This is a genomic window from Mycobacterium sp. 852002-30065_SCH5024008 (assembly GCF_001665645.1).
In the GTDB taxonomy this organism is placed as follows: Bacteria; Actinomycetota; Actinomycetes; order Mycobacteriales; family Mycobacteriaceae; genus Mycobacterium; species Mycobacterium paraffinicum.
The window spans coordinates 1-14,315 of sequence record NZ_LZSZ01000029.1; the positions used below are offsets into that span (position 1 = coordinate 1).

The following is a 14,315-nucleotide window of genomic DNA, read 5'->3' on the forward strand; positions in this document are numbered from 1 at the left end:
GTCCAGGAACGCGCGCGCGTCGGCCCGGGTGTTGGAGGCGACCGAACGGACCTGGCGTTCCTGGAACAGGTGACGCTGGTAGTTGAGCACCGGGATATCGGACAGGTGGATGCCGGCGATCGCCAGGGTGCCGCCGCGGTCCAACGCTTCCAGCGCGGGCAGCACCAGCTCGCCGACCGGTGCGAACAGGATGGCCGCATCCAGGGGAACCGGAGGCGGGTCGGCCGCGCCCTGCGCCGACGCCGCGCCGAGCTGCATCGCCAGTTCACGCGCCTCGGCTCCCCGCGTCATCACGTGCACCTCGGCGCCCTGCGCCAACGCGACCTGCGCGGTGATGTGGGCGCTACCGCCGAAGCCATACAGACCCAGCCGTCCGCCCGGCGGCAGCTCGGCGCGCAGCAGGGAGCGATAGCCGATGATGCCGGCGCACAGCAACGGCGCCAACTCACTGTCGCTGTAACCGCTCGGCAGTGGGTGCGCGAAAGCGGCTGGAACCGTGGCGAATTCGGCGTAGCCGCCGTCGGCGTCCCAGCCGGTGTAGCGAGATTGAGGGCAGAGGTTCTCGTCGCCGCGGCGGCAGTACTTGCACACGCCGCAGGTGTGGCGCAGCCAGGCGATCCCCACCCGGTCTCCCACCTGAAATCCGTCGCCCGCCTCGGGGCCAACCTCGACGACTTCGCCCACCACCTCGTGGCCGGGCGTGACGTGGTCGCGGTGTACGGGCAGGTCGCCCTCGGTGACGTGCAGGTCGGTGCGGCACACCCCGCAGGCCCGCACGGCGACCAGCAACTCCGCTGGTCCGGGGCGCGGGACGTCGGTGGTGAATTGCTCCAGCGGGCCGGTGTCCATCGGACCGGGCCGGCGCACCCGCCACGCGTGCATGGTCGTGGTGGTTAGCGGTGGAACCATTCGTCCATCATGCCGCTAACCACCACGGCCGCAACGTGCTAACTGATCAGGTCCGCCGCACCATGCCGACGATCCAGAGCCAGGATCAGCGACCCGAGCAGCGCGGTGAGGAAGGTGAAGATAAGGCCACCACCCGCGGTGTTGACGAAGAAGCTCAGGATGAAGCCGCCGATCAACGCGCCGATGATGCCGATCACGATGTCCATCAGGATGCCGGCGCCACTGCCCCTGATGATCTTGCTGGCGAGCGCACCCGCCAGACCACCGATGATGATGTATCCAATGATGCCGACGCTCGTGAACGTCGTTGAGCGGGCCAGATATTCGGTAGCTGCCATGACGTCCATGCGGGTCTCCTTGCAATCGCTGGCAAAGCCCAGCGAGTTGCTGGGCCATCATCTCGGTATACCCGCTTTGCGTAACGGAAAAGGTTCCGTTTCGGAGACGGTTGGCGCATCATCCGGACGCGCCGATCGCACGTCAGGTCGATTGCGTCCGCTGTGGTGCCGGCGCTGGGGCGGGGCTGACCTCTCCCGCCGCCGCCGGCGCCGGAGCCGGTGAGGGCGCCGGGGCTCCCGGAGCCGGAGCGGGTGCCGGGGCTTCCGGAGCCGGAGCCGCCGGCGCGGGTTGGGCGCCCGGGGCCGGCTGTGCACCAGCGGCCGGCGCGGGCGGCCCCGCCCAGGGCTGGATGGACTCCGCCAGCGCCTTGGCCGCGCCCTTGTCTACGGGGTCGTTTGCCGTACCGAGCCACACCACGAACCAGCGTTGCGGCGGTCCGCCGTTCGGCGTGTTCGCGGCGGGCAGCCCGACCACGCCCGTCCAAATCTGGCCATTGGGCTTGGAGGCGTCGCTGAACTTGACCTCGTAGTACGACGCGCTGCCGGTGACGCCGTTGGCCCCGGTGAGTGGGGTGCTTTCCTGGTTGATTCGGGTGCCCGGATACGGCAGGAAGAACTCACCCATGTCCGAGCCCAGCCGCACCGCGGCCTTGGAGTTGTTGGCTTCGGCACTGGCGTAGAGCTTCTGGTCCAGTCGGCCCATCACGATGCGGGTGTCGTTGGCCACCGGCGGCGGCTGGTCGGGCAGCGGCGGCTGCCCCGTCGTCTTACTCAGCAGCGCCGAGCCGTAGTCGAGGTGGGACGCGTCCGACTCCACCCAACCGGGGGGAAGCACGTAACTGAAGCCACCCACGGCGTTGGCGATCCGCCCGGCGTTCGGGTCAGCCGGCGGCGGAGGCGGCGGCGCGTTCGGGTCGACGGGCGGTGGTGGCGGTGGCACGGGCGCGTTCGGATCGACCGGTGCCTGAGGAGCGCCGGGCGCCGCAGCGGGAGGAGGGGCGGTCGTCGTCGCCGGCGGGACTGGAGTCGGGACTTCCGGGTCGGCGTACGAGGTCGCGGGCAAAGCGATCGTGACGGCGCTGGCACTGGTCACCGTGGCTATCGCCAGCGTCGCCCACAGGCCTCTGCGACGTGTCGAGTTGGGTTCCACCTGGTCCATGGCGACGAACCTACCGTGTTACCGCTGTGGCGCAAGGAGCCTTGCGGACAATTGCGATGCCGTTTTTCCGATGTTGCCGATGTGCAACCCACCGCGCGGCCAGGCGCTCAACTGCGCCCCTCAGTGCGCCACCGGATACAACGCCACCTCATGGGCTTTGACGGAGAACCACACCTGCTCTCCGGGCGCCAGCCGCAGCTCCGAGGCGGCGTCGACGGTGATCTCCGCGGCCAGCCCGGGGGCGCCATCGGGTTGCTGCTCGCCGCGCACCAGCACCGCCGACCCGCGAATGTCCATCTCCGCCACCGTCACCTCGACCGTGTTGCGGGGGCTGCCGTGTGGCCGCTCCCGATAAACCGCCACCGCCGTGGGCGGGAAGACCGCGATCGCGTTCCGTCCCTCGGCAAGCTCGCCCCCCTCAGGGGCGGGGGCCGCATGCCAGCGGACGCCCGAGCGCGCCTGCAGCGAGGCGTCGGGGCCGACGGTCCCGTTGACCAGGTTGATGCCGGCGATACGCGCCCCGAAGTGGCTGCGCGGCGCGGTGAGCACGTCGGAGACCGGGCCGATCTCGGAGACCTTGCCGGCCTCCAGCACCAGCACCCGGTCGGCCAGCGTGAACACGTCGAGCAGGTCGTGCGTGATCAGCACGACCGCGCAGCCGGTGCGGCCGACCGCGCCGCGCAACACCGCGCGGATCCCCGCGGCCGCGGCGACGTCGAGACCCGTCAGCGGCTCGTCGAGCAGCAACACGTCGGGCTCGGCGGCCAGCGCCCGCGCGATCGCCACCCGCTGGGCCTGACCGCCGGACAGCTGGCGCGCCTTCCGGTCGGCCAGCGGCTCGGCGTCCACCTCGCGCAGCCAGCGCAGCGCCGTCGCCTTCTCCGCGGCCCGGGCCGGGCGCAGCCGGACACGACGGCTGTGCGGCCCGAACGCCACGTTGGCGGCAACGCTCATGTGCGGGAACAACAACGGGTCCTGCAACAGCAGGCCGACGCGGCGGTCATGGGTTGCCACGTCCACCCTGGCCTCGGTGTCGGTCAGCACCCGATCCCCCAACCGCACCAACCCGCGATCCGGGCGAATCAGCCCCGCGATGACGTGTAGCGCGGTCGACTTGCCCGCGCCGTTGGGTCCGAGGACCGCCAGCACTTCGCCCGCCGATACGGAGAACTCGACGTCCAACTGGCGGTCCGCCACAACGGCGCGCAGCTGCAGGTCACTCACGGTTGCCTCGCCTCGGTGACGGTCAGCCGGCGAGCGCCCAACCCCAACACCACCACCGCCGCCACGGCCACCAACAGGATCGACAACGCCACCGCCGCGTCGGCGTCGGTGACCCGCTGCAGGTAGATCTCCAGCGGCAGCGTGCGGGTGACTCCTTGACGGGACCCGGCGAACGTCAGCGTCGCGCCGAACTCCCCCAGCGAGCGGGCGAACGCCAGCACCGTCCCCGACATCAGGCCCGGCAGCAGCAGCGGGAGGGTGACCCGCCACCAGACGGTGCTGGGACGCGCCCCGAGGGTCGCCGCCACGACCTCGAAGTCGGCGCCGGCGGTACGCGCGGCCCCCTCCAGGGAAATCACCAGGAACGGCAGCGAGACGAACGTCTGCGCCAGCACCACCGCGGTGGTGCTGAACGCGATGCTGATGCCGGCGGCTTCGAGGTACCGGCCGAGCAATCCGAGCCGGCCGAACGCGTAGAGCAGCGCGATCCCACCCACCACCGGCGGCAGCACCAACGGCAGCAGGATCAACGGCCGCAACAGCCGCACCGGCCGCGCCGTGCTGCGGGCCAGCACCAACGCCATCGGCACGCCCAACAGGACGCACAGCAGGGTGCTGGCCACGGCGGTCTTGAGGCTGAGCAGCAGGGCCGTCCGTGACGACGGGCTGGTGATCAACGACCAGAAATTCGGCCAGTCGACCTTGATCGCGATGGCCAGCAACGGCAGCACCACGAACGCGGTCCCCACCGCGGCGGGGAGGTACACCCACCGCGGCAGATCCGTGCGAGGCTCTCTAATACGTGCTCCCCTAACCCTGGCCGGGAGATCTACACCGCCTCAACCTAGCGCTGGGCGTGTTGGGAAACGGCCAGCGCGCGGCTGTTCCGCCGATGTGCGGGTTCGGAGCGCGTTTGTTGTGAGATTCTGCTGAGGTGCCAGCGCCTTCGGGTGTCGTGACGTTTCTGTTCACCGACGTTGAGGGTTCGACTCGTCGGTGGGAGGCCGACGCCGACGGGATGCGGGTCGCGCTCGCGGCCCACGACGACGCCTTGCGCGAGGCGATCGAGGCGCACGGGGGCTGGTTGTTCAAGCACACCGGTGACGGCGTGTGCGCCGCTTTCGCCTCGCCACGCTCGGCGGTGAATGCCGCCGTGGCCGCGCAGCGCACACTCGAGTTGCCGGTGCGGATGGGGACGGCGACCGGCGAGGCCGAGCTGCGCGACGGCGACTATTTCGGCACCGTGCTCAACCGAGCCGCACGGGTGATGGCGGCCGGTCACGGTGGGCAGATCCTGCTGACCGAGTCGACGGTAGCCCTGCTGAGCGGAGTGGATCTGGTCGATCTGGGTCCGCGACGGTTGCGGGATATCCCGATGCCGGTCCGCGTGTTCCAGGTCCGCGCCGAAGGCCTGCGGACGGAGTTCCCGCCGCTGCGGGCGCTGGATACGAGTCCGGGAAATCTGCGTCCCGCGGGCACCAGTTTGATCGGCCGCGAGGCCGCCGTCGCCGACATCGAAGCGGCGGTCAAGGCGCATCGGTTGGTAACGCTGACCGGAGTGGGTGGGGTCGGCAAGACCCGTCTCGCGGTAGAAGTGGCCGCGCAGCTGGCCGACGAATTCCCGGACGGGGTTTGGCTTTTCGAGTTGGCCGCGGTCACCGATCCGGCGTCGGTGCCCGACGCGGTCGCGGCGGTGCTCGGCATCACCCAGCAGCCGGGCAAGACCGTCAGCGAGTCGGTGGCCGCCGCGTTGGAGGACCGGGTCAGGCTGTTGGTGCTCGACAACTGCGAGCACGTGCTCGACGCCACCGCCGACCTGATCGAAGTCATCCTCGCGCGATCGTCGACAGTGCAGATCCTTGCCACCAGCCGCGAAGGGCTCGGAATTCCCGACGAGCAGGTCCGCCCGGTTCGCTCCCTGGACGTGGCGGCGGGAGTGGACTCGGCTGCGGTTACGCTGTTCGTCGAACGCGCTCAAGGTATTTCGGCGGGCTTCTCGATGGCCGACGGCGGCGAAGCCGCCGCGGTGGCCGAGATTTGCCGGCGGCTGGACGGGATTCCGTTGGCCATCGAACTGGCCGCCTCGCGGATGGCGTCAATGACCGCCAGTGAAATGCGCGATCGCCTTGACCACCGCTTCAGGCTGCTGGTCGGCTCGCGGCGCGGACTGGAACGCCACCACACGCTGCGCCACGCCGTGGCCTGGTCGTATGACCTTCTCGACGAGACCGAAAAGACGGTGCTGGACCGCTGTTCGGTCTTCGCCGGCGGATTCGACCTCCAAAGTGCTTGCGCGATAGCCGGATCGGATCGCCTCGACGAGTACGCCATCCTGGAGGTATTCGACGCCCTGGTGCGCAAGTCGCTGCTCGTGACCGATAAGTCCGCGGCGCGCACCCGCTTTTCGATGCTGGAAACCATCCGCCAGTTCGCCGAGGAACAACTCATCGCATCGGGTGCGGCAGACGCGGTCCGGACCGCGCACGCCCATTACTTCGCCGGACGGGAAGCCGACCTCATGGCGCTGTGGGACAGCCCGCGACAGCGCGAGGCATACGGCTGGCTCACGGTCGAGCTGGCCAACCTGCGCATCGCCTTTCGTTGGGCCGCCGACCACGGCGACCTGGATGCGGGCGCCGCCATCGCCGCGTATGCGGGCTTGCTTGGTCCGTTTCTCGAGAACTACGAACCCATCGCCTGGGCCGAAGAAATGGTCGGACCCCTTCATGCCGTCGAACACCCGCGGCTGGCAGCCGTATGCGTGGGGGCATCGCTGTCCGTTCTTGTCGGCCGGTACCAAGAGGCCGTGGGCTACAGCGAAATCGGTCAGACGGTTATCGCCGCCGCAGGCGACAAAGTGTCGTACTTCGGCGAGGCGTTTCTCGGCAGTGCGTATTTGTTCGTCGGGCAGCCCGAACGGTACCTCGAGCTGTGCCGCGCCCAGGTGAGGCGCAGCGGCGACGCCAACACGTTCGGGAGGGCGAATCTGGCTTTCGCTTTGGCCGTCTGCGGTTCGGCTGACGAGGCGATGGCGATCGCCGACGGCCTCATCGATGCCGCCGAAGCGAACGGAAATCCATGGGTGCTAGCTTACGTACTTTTCGTGTACGGGTACGCCGTCCGGGCCACCGATTCGGGTCGCGCCCTGGCGGCGCTGCGCCGTAGCCTGCTCGTCGCGCGGGACAGCGGCAACCGGTTCTACGAGACCCAATTCCCGTACTGGGCCGCTGGACTCATGGCCGAGCAAGGGGACCCCTGGGCGGCCTTGGATCATCTCGCCGTGGCCATTCGCAGTAACCACGAGTCGGGCAACATCGGCATGATGTACAACGCGCTCGCTGTCTTCGCCGTGTTCCTCAACCGGCTAGGACGCTACGAACCAGCTTCCACCATCGCCGGGTTGGCGGCGGTCAGTCCGATGGCAGCAACGACCTTGCCCGAACTCGGAGAAATGATCGCGGATCTTCGCAAGGTCCTCGGCGACCAAACCTACGAATCGCTCGCCCGCAAGGGTGAGGTGATGACCACGGCCGACATCGTGACCTACGCCTATGACCAAATTGACAAGATCCGAACCGATTTCGAACGGCCTGCTGAATTCTAGGGTTTGGCGAAGCCGTACTGGGCCAGGATGTTCTGACCGGTGCCGCCGGTCACCATGGCCAGGAACCGTTGCGCCAACACCGGTTGTGGGGCGTTCTTCAGCACGGCGATCGGATAGACGTTCACCGCGCCGGCGGCCTCCGGAAAGCTGACGGGGGTCACCTTGTTCCCGGCGCTGTGCGCGTCGGTCACGTACACCAGCCCGGCATCCGCCTGGCCGGTGGTGACCTTGTTGAGGACGTCCGTCACGCTCGGTTCCTCGCTCACCGGGTTGAGGTGGACGCCGGTGCTGTCTTCGACCCGCTGGGTCGCCGATCCGCATGGCACCGGCTTCTGGCAGATCACCACACCCAGCCCCGGCCGCGCGAGGTCGGCGAAGGAGCCGACCTTCTTGGGGTTGCCCGGCGCGGTGACGATCACCAGCGTGTTCGAGGCGAAGTTCGTCGGGTTGCCCGACAGCAGGCCGGCCTTGGCGACCGTGTCCATCTGCGCGGTGTCCGCCGACGCGAAGACATCGGCGGTCGCGCCCTGCGTCAACTGGGTGGCCAGTTCGGAGGATCCGGCGAAGTCGAATTCGACATTGCTGCCCGCGTTTTGGGCCTTGAACTGCGCGCTGATCTGAGTGAACGCGGGCTTGAGCGAGGCGGCGGCGAACACCACCAGCCTTCCCGAACCCTGCGGGGACGGTTTCGAACCGCACCCGGCCAGGCCCGCAGCCAGGACCATCGACACCACACCGGCCAGGGTCCCGATCCGCCGCATGCGTGCACCCTAACCCGCCGAGGATGCGGCCCGCTTGGGGGCCTAAACGTCGCAAAAAAGTGCCCGACGAAGAGTTACGCAACTGATCCGCGCGTCGCGGCGTCAAGAATTTCGCCGACTAGCTACTGTCCAGTAACATCTAGGCAGATTGATGCCATAACGCGCTGAGATCCCAGGCAGATCCCCCCGGCGTCCTGTGGATGGCCACACGGAACTGCCCGGGTCTGGGTTCAACGTTGAACACGAGGAGGTCATGGCAGTGGAGGTGCTGGTCACCGGTGGAGACACCGAACTGGGGCGCACAGTGGCCGAAGGCTTCCGCGATGCCGGTCACAAGGTGACCCTCGTGGGTGCGCGGCGCAGCGACCTGGAGGTCGCCGCCAAGGAATTGGACGTGGACGCGATCGTCTGCGACACCACCGACCCGGCAAGCCTGACCGAGGCCCGTGCCTCGTTCCCCCATCATCTGGACACCATCGTCAACGTGCCGGCGCCCTCCTGGGAAGCCGGCGACCCGCGCACCTACTCGATCGGCGACACGGCCACTGCCTGGCGCAATGCCTTGGACGCAACGGTGCTGTCGGCGGTGTTGACGGTGCAGACCGTGGGTGATCACCTGCGCTCGGGTGGTTCCATCATCAGCGTGGTGCCCGAGACCCCGCCGGCCGGAAGCGTTGACGCCGCCATCAAAGCGACCCTGTCGAATTGGGTCGCCGGCCAGGCGGGCATCTTCGGCACCCGCGGGATCACCGTCAACGCCGTGGCCAGCGGCCGCAGCGTCCAGCCCGGCTACGACGGCCTCTCCCGCACGCCCCCGTCGGTCGCCGGCGAGGTGGCCCGGTTGGCGCTGTTCCTCACGACCCCGGCGGCCCGCCACATCACCGGCCAGACGCTGCACGTCAGCCACGGCGCGCTCACCCAATTCGGCTGAGGGCGTAATCCGCCGCCGAGCGGTATCGTCCCGCCCGGCGCCGCACTACGGTAGATCGCGTGGCTATTCGACTCGGTCTACAGATTCCCAACTTCTCCTACGGCACCGGGGTGGAGCAACTCTTCCCCACTGTTCTGGCTCAGGCCCGCGAGGCCGAATCGGCTGGTTTCGACTCGGTTTTCGTAATGGACCACTTCTACCAACTCCCCATGCTGGGCGATCCCGACCAGCCGATGCTGGAGGCCTACACCGCCCTGGGTGCGCTGGCCACCGCCACCGAACGAGTTCAGTTGGGCACCTTGGTAACCGGCAACACCTACCGCAACCCCTCGCTACTGGCGAAGATCATCACCACCCTCGACGTGGTGAGCCAGGGCCGCGCGATCCTGGGCATCGGTGCCGGGTGGTTCGAACTCGAACACGACCAGCTGGGCTTCGAATTCGGCACCTTCACCGACAGGTTCAACCGGCTCGAGGAGGCGCTGCAGATCATCCTGCCGATGATCAAGGGCGAGCGGCCAACCTTCTCGGGCAAGTGGTACCGGGTCCGCGAGGCTATGGCGAATCCGCGCTTCCGCGAACACATTCCGCTGATGATCGGCGGCAGCGGCGAGAAGAAGACGATCCCGCTGGCCGCGCGCCACTTCGATCACCTCAACGTGATCGCCGGATTCGACGAGCTGCCAGGCAAATTGGAGGTTGTGCGGCGGCGGTGCGAGGACATCGGCCGGGACCCGGCGACGCTGGAAACCAGCACGCTGACCACGGTGCTGGTCGACGAGAACGCGAAGCCCGATCAGATTCCGGCCGAAATGCAGCAACGCATGGTGGTGGGCGGGCCCGACTCGGTCGCCGACCAGATCAAGACCAAAGTGGTGGACGCCGGCATCGACGGCGTGATCATCAACCTGCCCTTCTACACCCCCGGCGTGATCAGCGCCGTGGGCGAAGCGCTGCGCCCGGTCGTCGGCCTGTAGCCGCCGACGCCTCTCCTGTGGGGTCGCGGATTGGTGCCGCCGCGGTAATACTCCATGTAGCAGCGTTTACCTGCGCCACGACGGCGCAGCGCAGAAGTGAGGGGCCGGGACGGCCATGAAGAAACGAGCCCTGGCGGCGGTCGCGGCCGGTGTAGCGTTCGCCGCGCCGCCGATCGCGCATGCCGACAACAACTGGATCGCCATGGCGATCTCGGACTCGACCGGCCACATCAACATCGCCGACGGAGCGGCCAGCCAGGGCGCGGCCGAGAAGGCGGTGATGGAGACGTGCCGCAAGAGCATCAGCGACTGCCGGCTGCTGGCCAGCGGGCAGGGCGGGTGCGTGGCGCTCGTTTTGAATGCGGCCAAGTCCCGATACTTCGGCGGCTGGGGTCCGACCCGCGAAGAAGCCGAAGCCCAGGCGCTCGAGCGTGCCCCCGGCGGAACGATCCAGGCGGGCCACGACCACTGCGCGGGCGAGGGCTCCAGCCAGTGATGCCGGCTTCGCGCCGATAGCTGATAACTGCGCCACACCGCCCGATGCCCACCAGGCACTTCGGCTCCGAACACCGTTAGTGTTGCAAACAACACATGCGTATCAACTAGGTTTCCGGGTATCCGCCTGACTAGCGTTGTGGCTAACTGCAGTCACGTGTCCAAAAGCCCCCGTCAGGAGCAGCGGAAACATGAGCCCCCCACGAGAAACCACAGCTGGAACCGAACGTCGCCATCAGGTCGTCATCATCGGTTCGGGATTCGGTGGGCTCAACGCGGCAAAGAAACTCAAGCACGCCGATGTCGACATCAAACTGATCGCGCGCACCACGCACCACCTGTTCCAACCGTTGCTGTACCAGGTGGCGACGGGCATCGTCTCCGAAGGCGACATCGCCCCGCCCACCCGCGTCGTCCTGCGCAGGCAGCGCAACGTTCAGGTGCTGCTCGGTGACGTCACGCATATCGATCTGGCCGGCAAGTACGTCGTATCCGATTTGCTCGGCCACACCTACGAAACCCCTTACGACAGCCTGATTATCGCCGCGGGCGCGGGGCAGTCGTACTTCGGCAACGACCACTTCGCCGAATTCGCGCCCGGCATGAAGTCGATCGACGACGCACTGGAGGTGCGTGGACGGATCCTGAGCGCGTTCGAACAAGCCGAACGGTCGCGTGATCCGGAACGACGCGCCAAGCTGCTGACCTTCACCGTCATCGGCGCCGGGCCCACCGGCGTCGAAATGGCCGGGCAGATCGCCGAATTGGCGGCCCACACGCTGAAGGGCTCGTTCCGCGGCATCGACTCCACCAAGGCGCGAGTGATCCTGCTCGACGCGGCCCCCGCCGTATTGCCGCCGTTCGGCGACAAACTGGGCGCGCGGGCGCGCGCCCGGCTGGAGAAGATGGGCGTCGAGATTCAGTTGGGGGCGATGGTCACCGACGTCGACCGCAACGGCATCACGGTCAAGGACTCCGACGGCACCATCCGGCGCATTGAGTCCGCCTGCAAGGTGTGGTCCGCGGGTGTGCAGGCCAGCGGGCTGGGCCGAGACCTTGCCGAGCAGTCGTCGGTGGAACTCGACCGCGCCGGGCGGGTCAAGGTGCTGCCCGACCTGTCGGTTCCGGGGCACCCAAACGTGTTCGTGATCGGCGACATGGCCGCCGTCGAAGGCGTTCCGGGCGTGGCCCAGGGCGCGATTCAGGGCGCCAAGTACGTCGCCGGCGTGATCAAAGCCGAACTGGGCGGCGCCAATCCGGCGGAGCGCGAACCGTTCCAGTACTTCGACAAGGGCTCCATGGCCACCGTTTCGCGGTTTTCCGCGGTGGCCAAGGTCGGCCCGCTGGAGTTCAGCGGCTTCATCGCCTGGCTGATGTGGCTGGTGCTGCACCTGGTCTACCTGGTCGGGTTCAAGACCAAGGTCAGCACGCTGCTGTCGTGGACGGTGACCTTCCTGAGCACGCGGCGCGGCCAGCTGACCATCACCGAGCAGCAGGCCTTCGCCCGCACCCGCCTCGAACAGCTGGCGGTGCTCGCCGCCGAGGCCAAGCCCCCAGCGACCGCCAGGCGGGCGAGCTAACCGGTCGCGGCCGAGTCGAACTGGCGCCGCTGCTATTTGCACGAAAGACGTTACGGCGCAACGTACGTCATCGATCTACGCAGCACGCCCCGATGATCGTCGCGTAAGCCTCGGGTAGGGCTAGGCCTCCAGGTTCTGCAGCCGAACCTGGCCGCGGGCGACCACCCGGTCGTCGGCGTCGGTGATGGCGACCAGCCACAACTGTTGGCGCCGGCCGCGGTGGATCGGGTCGGCGGCGCCGTACACCATGCCTGAGCCGATGGAACGCAGAAAGTCCGTGTTGTTGTTGACTCCCACGACATTCCCGCCGCCGCGGGTGGCGAGCCAGGTGTAGGCGGCGACGCTGGCCATGCTCTCGATGATCGAGCAGTACACGCCGCCGTGCACGAGGCCCATCGGCTGCAGCAGTTTCGGGGTGACCTCGAGCTGGGCGCGGGCGCCGTCGGGGCTGAGTTCGGTGAATTGCAGCCCGATCTCCTGATCGAAGGGCGCGGTGAAATCCGGCGGCAAGGTCGTTTCCGGAGGCTGAGGCACGTTCTGTGTCTACACCATCGGTCGATCGTCGGCGCTCGCGGCGGGACGCCCGCCCAGAAACGGCTGAGCCCCGTGCCGCTGGGGCACGGGGCTCGCCGATCGAGGCGACCGGGGGTCACTGCAGCCCTCAGGACTCGCCGCGGTCGTCGTTCGCTCGACTCGATTAGCATAGGCAAGGCTGCCCTAATTTCGCAAGCACTAATTCGGCGGCGCCCCGGGAAAGCTCGGTACGACGGTCCGTAGTAACCCGGAGTAAGATGTTGCTCGACGCTCAGGAGAGAACGCACTATGGCGAAACTGACCCGGCTCGGGAATCTGGAACGCGCCGTGATGGACTACTTGTGGTCCGCGCCGGAACCGCAAACGGTCCGGCAGGTCCACGATGCGTTGTCCGCGCGACGCGACCTTGCCTACACGACGATCATGACCGTCCTGCAACGGCTGGCCAAGAAGAATCTGGTCTCCCAGATCCGCGACGACCGCGCGCACCGATACGCACCCGTGCACGGCCGCGACGAGCTTGTCGCCGGGCTCATGGTCGACGCGCTGGCCCAGGCCGAGGATTCCGGCGGCCGGCAGGCCGCTCTGGTCCACTTCGTCGAGCGGGTGGGCGCCGACGAGGCGGACGCCCTGCGGCGAGCGCTCGCCGAATTGGAAGCCAATCAACGCAACAACGCGCCATCCGCTGGCGCTTTGACGGAGGACTGAGGGAGACTGACAGCGTGTCCGCGCTGGCCTTCACCATCCTCGCGGTGCTGCTGGTCGGTCCGGTGCCGGCCTTGTTGGCACGCGCGAGCTGGCCGCTGCGCGCTCCCCGCGCCGCCATGGTGTTGTGGCAGGCCATCGCGCTGGCCGCCGTCCTCTCCGCATTCAGCGCTGGCATCGCGATCGCCACTCGGCTGCTCATGCCCGGTCCCGACGGCCGGCCCACCGCCAGCATCGTCGGCGACGCCGGCCGGCTCGGCTGGCCGCTGTGGGCGGCATACGTCGGCGTTTTCGCGCTGACCGTGCTGGTCGGCGCCCGATTGATGGTCGCCGCGATGCGGGTGACCATCGCCAACAGGCGACGGCGCGCCCACCACCGCATGGTGGTCGATTTGGTCGGAGTCGGCCACGACGCCGCGCTCCCCCAGCCCTGCGCCCACACCCGTGACCTCCGCGTGTTGGATGTTGCGCAGCCGCTTGCCTACTGCCTGCCCGGCGTGCGCAGCCGGGTAGTGGTCAGCGAGGGGGCGCTGAGCACGCTCGCCGATGCGGAAGTCGCGGCGATCCTCACCCACGAGCGGGCCCACCTGCGAGCCCGGCACGACCTGGTTCTCGAGGCCTTCACCGCGGTGCACGCCGCGTTCCCGCGGCTGGTGCGCAGCGCGAACGCTCTCGGCGCGGTCCAACTGCTCGTCGAGCTGCTCGCCGACGACGCCGCCGTGCGCGCGGCGGGTCGCGCTCCCCTGGCGCGGGCCCTGGTTGCCTGCGCGTCCGGCCGGGCGCCGTCGGGCGCATTGGCCGCGGGCGGCACCAGCACGGTGGTCCGCGTGCGCCGGCTGTGCGGGGAGGGCAACAGCCTGGCGCTCTCGGCGGCCGCATACCTCGCGGCGGCGGCCGTGTTCGTGGTGCCCACCGTCGCGTTGGCGGTCCCGTGGCTCACGGAATTGCGGCGCCTGTTCAACCTCTGAGGCGACGCCGGAGCCATCACCCCGGGCGGGCGCATGTCCGCTGTGCCACAGTGTGACGGAAAGCTTTTGGGCAAGGTTCTCCAACTTGAGAGGCGAAGACATGGGTTCGTCGGATGCAAAGACCGCGGCC

13 protein-coding genes and 1 pseudogene are annotated in these 14,315 nt (G+C 68.4%); 7 read left to right on the plus strand and 7 right to left on the minus strand.

The window, feature by feature from the left end:
* The 5 genes and pseudogenes from A5781_RS03485 to A5781_RS03505 form a co-directional block, all read right to left on the minus strand.
* The coding region (locus tag A5781_RS03485; protein WP_067201273.1) for a zinc-binding alcohol dehydrogenase family protein at positions 1–909 on the minus strand (909 nt) is incomplete at its 3' end.
* Between the two features lie 46 nt (positions 910–955).
* Positions 956–1,256, minus strand: a pseudogene (locus A5781_RS03490) (GlsB/YeaQ/YmgE family stress response membrane protein).
* 133 nt (positions 1,257–1,389) lie between these two features.
* Complete coding sequence (locus A5781_RS03495; RefSeq protein ID WP_067201236.1) at positions 1,390–2,406, minus strand: alanine and proline-rich secreted protein Apa; 1,017 nt, start codon at positions 2,404–2,406, stop codon at positions 1,390–1,392.
* Between the two features lie 120 nt (positions 2,407–2,526).
* The gene (locus A5781_RS03500; RefSeq protein ID WP_067201239.1) at positions 2,527–3,630 is read right to left on the minus strand and encodes a sulfate/molybdate ABC transporter ATP-binding protein; all 1,104 of its coding nucleotides are present in this window, start codon (positions 3,628–3,630) and stop codon (positions 2,527–2,529) included.
* Positions 3,627–4,430, minus strand: a complete 804-nt coding sequence (locus tag A5781_RS03505) for an ABC transporter permease (RefSeq protein WP_197503683.1) — start codon at positions 4,428–4,430, stop codon at positions 3,627–3,629. The genes A5781_RS03500 and A5781_RS03505 overlap by 4 nt, the downstream gene beginning before the upstream one ends.
* Positions 4,431–4,564: 134 nt before the next feature.
* On the opposite strand from A5781_RS03505, the gene A5781_RS03510 reads away from it, so the two are divergent.
* Positions 4,565–7,234, plus strand: a complete 2,670-nt coding sequence (locus A5781_RS03510) for an NB-ARC domain-containing protein (protein WP_231990582.1) — start codon at positions 4,565–4,567, stop codon at positions 7,232–7,234.
* Here the strand turns inward: A5781_RS03510 and modA are convergent.
* Positions 7,231–7,995 carry a molybdate ABC transporter substrate-binding protein gene (gene modA, locus A5781_RS03515; protein WP_067201249.1) on the minus strand — a complete coding sequence of 255 codons (765 nt, stop codon included), beginning with the start codon at positions 7,993–7,995 and terminating at the stop codon, positions 7,231–7,233. The two genes, A5781_RS03510 and modA, sit on opposite strands and share 4 nt — an antisense overlap.
* A 253-nt stretch (positions 7,996–8,248) precedes the next feature.
* On the opposite strand from modA, the gene A5781_RS03520 reads away from it, so the two are divergent.
* The 4 genes from A5781_RS03520 (at position 8,249) to A5781_RS03535 (ending at position 11,978) form a co-directional block, all read left to right on the plus strand.
* Positions 8,249–8,926, plus strand: a complete 678-nt coding sequence (locus tag A5781_RS03520; protein ID WP_067201276.1) for an SDR family oxidoreductase — start codon at positions 8,249–8,251, stop codon at positions 8,924–8,926.
* A 59-nt stretch (positions 8,927–8,985) separates the two neighbouring features.
* Entirely contained in the window at positions 8,986–9,903 is a 918-nt protein-coding gene (locus A5781_RS03525; RefSeq protein WP_067201253.1) for an LLM class F420-dependent oxidoreductase, read from the plus strand.
* 115 nt (positions 9,904–10,018) lie between these two features.
* Positions 10,019–10,399 carry a DUF4189 domain-containing protein gene (locus A5781_RS03530; RefSeq protein ID WP_067201256.1) on the plus strand — a complete coding sequence of 127 codons (381 nt, stop codon included), beginning with the start codon at positions 10,019–10,021 and terminating at the stop codon, positions 10,397–10,399.
* A gap of 190 nt (positions 10,400–10,589) precedes the next feature.
* Positions 10,590–11,978 carry an NAD(P)/FAD-dependent oxidoreductase gene (locus tag A5781_RS03535; protein ID WP_067201259.1) on the plus strand — a complete coding sequence of 463 codons (1,389 nt, stop codon included), beginning with the start codon at positions 10,590–10,592 and terminating at the stop codon, positions 11,976–11,978.
* Between the two features lie 120 nt (positions 11,979–12,098).
* Here A5781_RS03535 and A5781_RS03540 read toward each other — a convergent pair whose 3' ends face one another.
* A complete protein-coding gene (locus tag A5781_RS03540) occupies positions 12,099–12,512 on the minus strand; it encodes a PaaI family thioesterase (RefSeq protein WP_067201262.1) in 414 nt (137 codons plus the stop codon).
* 288 nt (positions 12,513–12,800) lie between these two features.
* Here A5781_RS03540 and A5781_RS03545 point away from each other — a divergent pair, with 288 nt between their 5' ends.
* Together A5781_RS03545 and A5781_RS03550 are read left to right on the plus strand one after the other, a co-directional pair.
* The gene (locus tag A5781_RS03545) at positions 12,801–13,220 is read left to right on the plus strand and encodes a BlaI/MecI/CopY family transcriptional regulator (protein ID WP_067201266.1); all 420 of its coding nucleotides are present in this window, start codon (positions 12,801–12,803) and stop codon (positions 13,218–13,220) included.
* A gap of 14 nt (positions 13,221–13,234) precedes the next feature.
* Positions 13,235–14,185 carry a M56 family metallopeptidase gene (locus tag A5781_RS03550; RefSeq protein WP_067201270.1) on the plus strand — a complete coding sequence of 317 codons (951 nt, stop codon included), beginning with the start codon at positions 13,235–13,237 and terminating at the stop codon, positions 14,183–14,185.
* Positions 14,186–14,315: the final 130 nt, after the last annotated feature.

Coding starts and splice junctions, on each gene's coding strand:
- A5781_RS03495 (WP_067201236.1), bottom strand. CDS start 2,406: ATGGACCAGGTGGAACCCAACTCGACACGTCGCAGAGGCCTGTGGGCG.
- modA (WP_067201249.1), bottom strand. CDS start 7,995: ATGCGGCGGATCGGGACCCTGGCCGGTGTGGTGTCGATGGTCCTGGCT.
- A5781_RS03520 (WP_067201276.1), top strand. CDS start 8,249: ATGGCAGTGGAGGTGCTGGTCACCGGTGGAGACACCGAACTGGGGCGC.
- A5781_RS03530 (WP_067201256.1), top strand. CDS start 10,019: ATGAAGAAACGAGCCCTGGCGGCGGTCGCGGCCGGTGTAGCGTTCGCC.
- A5781_RS03535 (WP_067201259.1), top strand. CDS start 10,590: ATGAGCCCCCCACGAGAAACCACAGCTGGAACCGAACGTCGCCATCAG.
- A5781_RS03545 (WP_067201266.1), top strand. CDS start 12,801: ATGGCGAAACTGACCCGGCTCGGGAATCTGGAACGCGCCGTGATGGAC.